The 7,202-nt window shown below is 70.7% G+C and carries 9 protein-coding genes; 1 reads left to right on the top strand and 8 read right to left on the bottom strand.

All coding sequences use genetic code 11. From position 1 onward, the window contains the following. The 3 genes from VFZ20_RS19325 to VFZ20_RS19315 all read right to left on the bottom strand — a co-directional run. The coding region (locus VFZ20_RS19325; RefSeq protein ID WP_329685572.1) for an alkaline phosphatase family protein at positions 1 to 1,436 on the bottom strand (1,436 nt) is incomplete at its 3' end. 257 nt (positions 1,437 to 1,693) lie between these two features. Then, entirely contained in the window at positions 1,694 to 1,975 is a 282-nt protein-coding gene (locus VFZ20_RS19320) for a hypothetical protein (RefSeq protein WP_329685571.1), read from the bottom strand. Further along, entirely contained in the window at positions 1,976 to 2,542 is a 567-nt protein-coding gene (locus VFZ20_RS19315; RefSeq protein WP_329685570.1) for a hypothetical protein, read from the bottom strand. A gap of 128 nt (positions 2,543 to 2,670) precedes the next feature. Here VFZ20_RS19315 and VFZ20_RS19310 point away from each other — a divergent pair, with 128 nt between their 5' ends. Then, complete coding sequence (locus tag VFZ20_RS19310) at positions 2,671 to 2,931, top strand: GlsB/YeaQ/YmgE family stress response membrane protein (RefSeq protein WP_349264109.1); 261 nt, start codon at positions 2,671 to 2,673, stop codon at positions 2,929 to 2,931. A gap of 500 nt (positions 2,932 to 3,431) precedes the next feature. Here VFZ20_RS19310 and VFZ20_RS19305 read toward each other — a convergent pair whose 3' ends face one another. From VFZ20_RS19305 to VFZ20_RS19285, 5 genes are all read right to left on the bottom strand, one after another. Continuing rightward, positions 3,432 to 4,106, bottom strand: a complete 675-nt coding sequence (locus VFZ20_RS19305; RefSeq protein WP_329685568.1) for a class I SAM-dependent methyltransferase — start codon at positions 4,104 to 4,106, stop codon at positions 3,432 to 3,434. Then, the gene (locus tag VFZ20_RS19300) at positions 4,103 to 5,308 is read right to left on the bottom strand and encodes a hypothetical protein (protein ID WP_329685567.1); all 1,206 of its coding nucleotides are present in this window, start codon (positions 5,306 to 5,308) and stop codon (positions 4,103 to 4,105) included. Before VFZ20_RS19300 ends, VFZ20_RS19305 begins: the two co-directional genes overlap by 4 nt. 80 nt (positions 5,309 to 5,388) lie before the next feature. Next, positions 5,389 to 5,748 carry a cupin domain-containing protein gene (locus VFZ20_RS19295; RefSeq protein WP_329685566.1) on the bottom strand — a complete coding sequence of 120 codons (360 nt, stop codon included), beginning with the start codon at positions 5,746 to 5,748 and terminating at the stop codon, positions 5,389 to 5,391. A gap of 123 nt (positions 5,749 to 5,871) precedes the next feature. Further along, positions 5,872 to 6,417: an XRE family transcriptional regulator gene (locus VFZ20_RS19290; RefSeq protein WP_329685565.1), complete on the bottom strand. Its 546-nt coding sequence runs from the start codon at positions 6,415 to 6,417 to the stop codon at positions 5,872 to 5,874. A gap of 26 nt (positions 6,418 to 6,443) precedes the next feature. Further along, a complete protein-coding gene (locus VFZ20_RS19285) occupies positions 6,444 to 6,809 on the bottom strand; it encodes a hypothetical protein (protein WP_329685564.1) in 366 nt (121 codons plus the stop codon). Between the last annotated feature and the right edge of the window lie 393 nt (positions 6,810 to 7,202).

Raw genomic sequence — 7,202 nt, 5'->3', positions numbered from 1 at the left:
TCGTACCCGTGCGGCGTGCCGTGCGTGGCGGACGAGCGCGGACCCCACACGGCGCCCGGCCGCAGCGTCATCACGATGGGCACGGGCTGGTCCGGCGAGATCATGTGCACCCAGCGCCGCGCCACCTCGTCCGCGTCGCGCGCGGCGGGATCCATGGCCCACAGGTCGCGCATCCAGTCCACCCGCGTCACACCCGGCACCCGCCGCGCCTGGTCCACGAACGCGCGCAGCAGCGGCTCCGCGTCCACGCCGGCCGGCATCTGCTCCGTGCGCACGAAGAGGATGCCGTCATCCTGCTCCACGGCCGTGGCCGGCGCGCCCATCGCCGCCAGCCCCGTCCGAAGGCGCTCCACCAGCGAGTCCACGCTCACGTGGTACGCGCCCGCCGAGTCGCCGTACGCCACCTCGGGAAACGACGCCACGCCGTGGTCCGCCGTCAGCGCGAACACCACGCGCGACGAGTCCACCTGCGCGTACACGCTGTCGATGAACGCGCCCAGCGTGCGGTCCAGCCGCAGCACCTGGTCGTGGATCTCGCGCGAGTCCGGTCCGTAGCGGTGCCCCACGGCGTCCGTGCTGCTGAACGAGACGGCCAGCAGGTCCGTGGCCGGGCCCCGCCCCAGGTTCATGGCCCGCAGCCCCGTGATGGCCGCGTCGGCCGTCAGCTGGTCCATGAACGGGAACTCGGTAAAGTACTTCGCGGCGCTGTCCGGGTCCGCCGGCACGCGGTGCGGAAAGGTGACCTCGCGCTGGCCGCGAACGTACGGGTTGCGGCTCTCCACCTGCACGTCGTCGCGCTCGCGGTACGCGCGCTCCGGCAGCAGCAGCGTCCACTCACGGCCGGCGAACGACTGCGGAACGCGGCGGGCGTTGAACTGCCGCACCCACGCGGGCAGCGTGTCCGCGTAGTACGTGCTGGTGGTGAACCGGCCCTGGTAGTCGTACCAGAACACGGACTGGTGCGCGCGGCCCATGGGCAGGATGGCGCCCCGGTCCTTGCGGCTGATGCTGAGCCCGCGGCTGCGCTCGTCGCGCGTGCGCATCCAGTCCATCAGCACGCTGCCGCGAAAGCGGAACGGCGACGCGCCCATCATCGTTCCCGTCAGCAGGGGCGCCTGCGCGTCGCCCACGCCGTACGCGTTGGCCATGATGCCCGTGCTGGCGGGAAACCGCCCCGACAGCGTGCTGGCGTGCCCCGGCGCCGTCTCGGTGATGGCGTGATCCTGGTACGCGTCCGTGAAGAACGCGCCGCGCGCCAGCCGCGCCAACCCGCCCGTGAGCTGGTCGGCGTAGCGCTCGAAGTAGTCCGGCCGCAGCTGGTCCACGGTGATGAACACCACCAGCGCCGGCCGCTGCTCCTGCGCCCGCGCCGGGACGGCCGGCGCCATCGCCAGGAGCGATGCCAGCACGGCCATCGTCTTGTTTCGCAACGTCATGCATTCCCTCGGTGAAACACCTGTTGTAGATCCTCGGCGTACCCGCGTCCGCCGCCGACGTGCCCCCGTCCCCAAGCTCCGCACCTCCCGACACGGCGCGGTAACACCGCTGTCTCGATCGGGACGGCCCGCGACAACGGCGGACGACACACGGAGCCAGCGGCGCTCGCGGCAGGCAGCCCAGGATCGAAACACAAACCGTTGACTCCGTTGGCCGAAGGCCCCGTGTGAGCAAATGCCGTAGAGCTCCGCCGGCGTCAGAGCCGGCGCAGGAACTCGATCCCGCCCACGCGCCGCCCCTCCAGGATGTCGAGGACGAGCGTGCCCTCCTTCGGGTGCTCCAGCGTGACGTTTTCCGCGATCTGCCATTCCGCGCCGGGCTGGTTGGCATTCTCCGGGTCCACGAAGTACAGGTACGCGCGGCCGCCCTCCGCCGCGCGCGTGCACCGGGCCAGCGCATCGGCCAGCCACGCCGGCTCGGGCCGATGGGTGCGCACCCAATCGGCCAGCCATGACGGATCGTACGGCTTCCAGTCCACTCAGCGCTCCGTTTGCGCGGGGCGGATGGTCGCGTAATCGCCCTCGTCGAAGCCAACGACGAGCGAGTAGCCGTCCAGCAGCCCCTCCGTCGCGTGCCTGGCCAGCAGCGCGGCCGCGCCAAAGACGAGGGCGTAGTTCATCAGCCGGTAGTCGTATTCGTCGCGCTCTGCGGCTGCCTCGATGGCGTCCAGCAGGGGCGAGATGAGGTAGCGCGATTCCGGCAGGTACTCCAGCCGGCCCTCCGCGATGGCGAGCTCCGCGTTCTCGTCCGGCCCGCCGCCGAGATAGAAGCCCGCGACGGGCAGGTCCGTCTCCTCGTCGCGCGCGTCGAACAGCCCGAACCAGATGAACTTCGTCCCCGGCGGGAGGGGCGCGCCGCGGATCACCTCCTCCACCTTTGCCCGCAGCTGCGCGACTTCCGCCGCCACGTCCCACGCGCGCAGCTCCGGCGGAACGGCACCATGGCGCTCCGTCTCGGCCAGCAGCGCCATCCACCCGGTCTCGGCGGAGTCCGACGCGCGGACGAGGGTCTCGAAGGTGGCGAAGAGGGAGCCGTAATCGATCATCAGGCACTCGTGGCGCGGGAAATGGAAGGGATGATGATTCCGCGGCGCGCGGGCGGATGTCAATCCGTGCTCCGCGGCGGGTGGACGCGTTAGATTACCGTCTCACGGCACACACTCGACCTGGAGGAATCCGGATGGACATCGTCACCTGGCTCATCGTGGGGCTCGTCGCGGGCGTGCTGGCGGCGCTGCTGGTGGGGGGTGTCGGCCTGATCGGCGACATCATCGTGGGCATCGTGGGCGCGTTCGTGGGCGGATGGATCTTTGACCAGCTGGGCGTCTCCACCCCGTTCGGCGGGCTGGCGGGCACCATCTTCACCGCGTTCATCGGCGCCGTGGTGCTGCTGTTCCTGCTGCACGTATTCCGCCGCGGCGGCCGCCGGCTGTAATACCGGATCGGGAAAAGCAGTTGTCTTCCTGAGCAACGGCCCAGTCCAGCGGCGAACTTCCCTGCACCGCGGCGGAGATCCTAGGGTCGCGCCCGCAGCCTGGTGAACAGGCGAGCTCCGCGCGGGCGCTCCCTCAGGGGTGTTGCCACACCATATTTTGAATGGAGGCCAAGGAGCGTCATCCTGAGGGAGCGCCGCGCGCAACCTGAACGCACGCAGAACCTTGGCGCGACCGAAGGATCTTGTGTGCGAAACTCGGAGACGGCTTCCGTGCACGAGGGCCGCCGCAGAGTTTCGCAGGCAAGATCCTTCGTCGCCGCCAGGGATCACGTTCGGGCAGGGTCCACGCGGCGGCTCCTCAGGATGACGCGGTGTTTACGCGGATTCGACAGAGTGCCCGGCGGATCGTGGGTAAAAACGAGAGAGCCGCGGATGGGCTGAATGCCATCCGCGGCTCTTTCGTTCATCGGCCCCGGTTCGCGTCATCGGCCTGATTCGCGTCATCGATCGACGTCCCCGGACGCGGCGGGTTTGCGCGCCAGGACGTACGCGCGGCGGGTGGGATGCTCCACGCCGGGGTACGCGTCGCGGACGACGGTCTCGGTCTCGCCCAGCCCCGCCTCGCGCAGCGCCGATTCAACCCGTTCCACGGGATGCAAGCGGAAGTCGACGGACGCCGCCCGGCCGAACATCTCGTCCACGTGCACCGTCTCGTCGCCCACGTGGAACGAGAGCAGCAGCGGCGCGCCGGGCGCCAGCACGCGGCCCATCTCACGAAGGGCTATCCGCAGCTGCGCGGGCCCGAAGTGCACGATGGCGTAGAAGGCAACGATCCCCGCCGCGTCGCCGTCCGGCAGTGGCAGGTCCAGCATGTCCGCCACCAGGAAGGGGATGCGCGGATGCCGGCGCGCCGCCTCCGCGCCCGCGGCCAGCGACAGGTCCACGCCGCGCACGTCCACGCCCCGCGCGTGCAGGAAGGCCGTCGTCTGCCCGCCCGGGCCGCAGCCCAGGTCGTACACGGTGCCGGCGCCGCGCACCTCCGCCGCGAACCGCTCCAGCAGTGCGCGGTCCAGCGGCTTGGTATCCAGCTCGTCCGCGAAGTGGTCCGCGTACTCCGCCGCGACGGCGTCGTAGAAGTCGCGGACGCGCTCGGCCGGCTGCTCCGTCTCGTTCATCGCGATCTCGTGGATGCGGGTTGTCTCGCCAGGCGCGTCAGCCCCATGGCGGAAAGGGCGAGCAGGCCGCCCCACAGCACGTACCACGTCCATCGCCACCGGCCGAACGGCGTGGCCGCGACGGGTGCCGCCGGCGGCGTGTTCCACGGCCGCACGACCGTGACCCATGCCAGGAACGCGTCGCCCACGGGCAGCGCACCGAACGCGTACGACCGGCGGCCGCCCCACTGCAGCGGCATGCCCAGCACCTCCGCGGAAGCGCGCAGGTCCGCCGCGGCGCGCGCGTGTCCCGTGATGCGCGCGGCCGCCACGCCCACGACGGACGCGGGCGCGCTCACGCCCAGGATCACGGGCCCGGAGTCCACGTCGCCGTCGCCGGTCATGCCGTGCGGATACTCGCGCACGGCCGGCAGCAGCCCCGCAAAGCGCGTGGCGAACGTGCGCACCATGGCGTCGTACTGCGCCGCCGCCGCGCGCGGGTCGATCTCGTGGATAAAGCGGATCATCAGCACGGCGGATTCGCCGCGGGGCTGGGCCAGGCCGTCCACGTGCGGGATGATGCCCGTGGCGGGGTCCGCCTGGCGCAGGGCGGCCCGCAGCCACGCCCGCGCCGTCTCGCCGTAGCGCGGGTCCAGCAGCGTGCCGCACGAGGCCAGCGCCGCCGCGCCCGCCGCGTTGTCCGCCGGCCACGCCATCCCCCCGTACGAGTCGGCGAACGGGCCGTGCGCCCGGAGCGACGCGTCCAGCCGCGCGCAGTTCCCGCGGAACGCCGTGTCGGCCGCGGCACCGCCGCCCAGGTGCAGCGTGCCCGCGCGCAGGTGCGCCGTCCACCCCTCGTAGAACATGCCGTACGGAAGTCCGCCCGCCTCCTCGAACGGCTTCAGCGACCGCGGCGCCGTCGCCAGGGCCAGCGCGTGGCGCGCCTCCGCCAGCGCCCGGGCGCGCGTGGCCGCGTCCGTGGTCCCCAGCCCGATGTCCACCCACGTGAGCCCGTAGAGCGCCAGCGTAAAGACGCGCCCCTCGGGAAAGTAGGCCTGCATCTGGTCCGCGCGCGCTTCCAGCCCCGGCCGCAGGTACTCCAGCTGCGCGAGGGCCACGCGTGTCGCGCGGTCGTGATCCTCCGGGTCCGGCGCGAACGCCACCCGTCCGATGGCCATCGTCGAGATCAGCACGCCGGGCCCCAGCACGATCATCCGCGCCACGCGCGCAACCGGGCTCGACGCGCGCCGCCGTCGGCCCCGGAGCGGCGGCGCCGAACGCGCGGGGACGGCGTTCGCGAGGCTCAGATGCGCTCCAGCACGTGGCGGGTGAGCTCCGTTTCCACGTCGCCCGTGTGCTTGGTGCTGGCGGGCTCGAAGAGCATCACGTGCACCTCCTCGTCCGCGATGGGCCGGTGCTCCACGCCGCGCGGGACGATGATGATCTCGCCCTCGCACACTTCCACGGTGCGGTCGCGGAACTCCATGCGCAGCCGGCCCTTGAGCACCAGGAAGAGCTCGTCCTCGTCCGCGTGGTCGTGCCACACGAACTCGCCCTGCAGCTTGGCGAGCTTGACCTGCTGCCCGTTCAGCTCCCCCACGATGCGCGGGTGCCAGTGGTCGCTGAACCGCGACAGCTTCTCGGCCAGGTTGATGACGTTCATCGGCGGATGCGTGGGGATGCGAGGGGAACGGACCGGGCGAAGATCCCGGTCCAACGGAGGATGCCGCCGCTCGCGTCATCACACAAGGACGGGGCGAGCGGGGGCGGATGGCGAAGCGCCGCGTCAGGCCGCGGCGGGGTCGGCCGGGGTGGCGCCGTTTCGCCCGGCGACGGCATCGAGGTCGATGTACACCGTGCGGTCGGGGAACTCGGCCACCAGGCGCAGCTCCCCGCCCATGGCCGCGACCACGTTGCGCAGCGTGCCCACGAGCATGTCGTTGCGGCGCTCCATCCGCGAGCAGGCGCCCTGGTTGATGGACAGCCGGTTCGCGAGCTCGGCCTGCGAGAGCTTTTGTGCCTCGCGAAGCTCGGGGAGCGTCGCCCGAACCGGCGGCTTGGTGGGCGTCTGGCTCAGCAGCAGCGCCTTGATGCGCTCGTACGCCGCGTTGAGCTCGACGTAGACTTCGTCGGGCTTGGCGCCGTAATCGTCGGGCGACGGCGTCGAGATGCCGAATCCGCGATCCGGCCGCCACTCCACCACCAGCATGTACTCCTGGAGCGTGGCATCCAGGAACCAGCTGCCCGTATCCGTCTCGGCCTTGTCGATGGAGAGCTCGGCATCGGGAAACCGGGTCCCCAGGCGCTCCCGCAGGCACTCCAGCGCATTCATCTCTGCATCCTCCCACGAGCACGGGTTCACTTCGGGTCCAGCTCCCACACGCCGCGCCCATTCAGGCCCGGCTTGCGCAGCTCGATCGTACCCTCGAGCGACACGATCTCGAGGGATCCGTTGGCGCCGATGTAGGTCCGATGCTTCACGCTTCGGAACCGCATCACCCGCGGATGCCCGGGTACCGCGCCCATGTTGTCCTGCTGCGGCGGATAGATGCGGTCGTCCCACCGCCAGTTGTTCGGATCGTTCGGGATGTTGGTCAGCTCGTCCTCGACCTCATCCAGAATGCCCGCCAACTGGGTAAACGCCTCGTCGAACGTTGACGAACGGGGTGCATCCGCCAGCCGCCGGTAAAATTCGCGCAGCCGTTCCGCCTTCGGGACCTGCATGCCGCCTCCTCGGGAGCGACATGCCTCTGGAGGCATTATCACCTCTGAGGCATGGGATTGTCAACCCGTGTCGGCTGCTCGGCTCCGCTCGCTGAAAGAGCTCGTGTACCGACGACAGGCACCAAGAGTATACACGAACGGAACACTGTTCAACCCGTTCACCTTTGGCGTCACCGCGCGGACAGCAAGCGCTCCTTTTCGTCCCCGGGTTGCGGAGAGCGTTGGAGCCGTTTATCGTAGCACTCATGCAAATCAACCTCGCGCACATGTGCCATTGTTGTCGGATGCGCTCCCGCACCACGGGGAGGGCAGGCGACGGCATGCGCGCGCGAGCACGGGTCATCCGCTGACCCGACCGCCGGACCCCAGGTCCGGCGCACGACGCAGAGACCG

This window comes from Longimicrobium sp., from assembly GCF_036280135.1.
Lineage (GTDB): Bacteria > Gemmatimonadota > Gemmatimonadetes > Longimicrobiales > Longimicrobiaceae > Longimicrobium.
The sequence above is the reverse complement of the archived record's forward strand: the minus strand, read 5'-3'. Positions and strand labels throughout refer to the sequence as shown.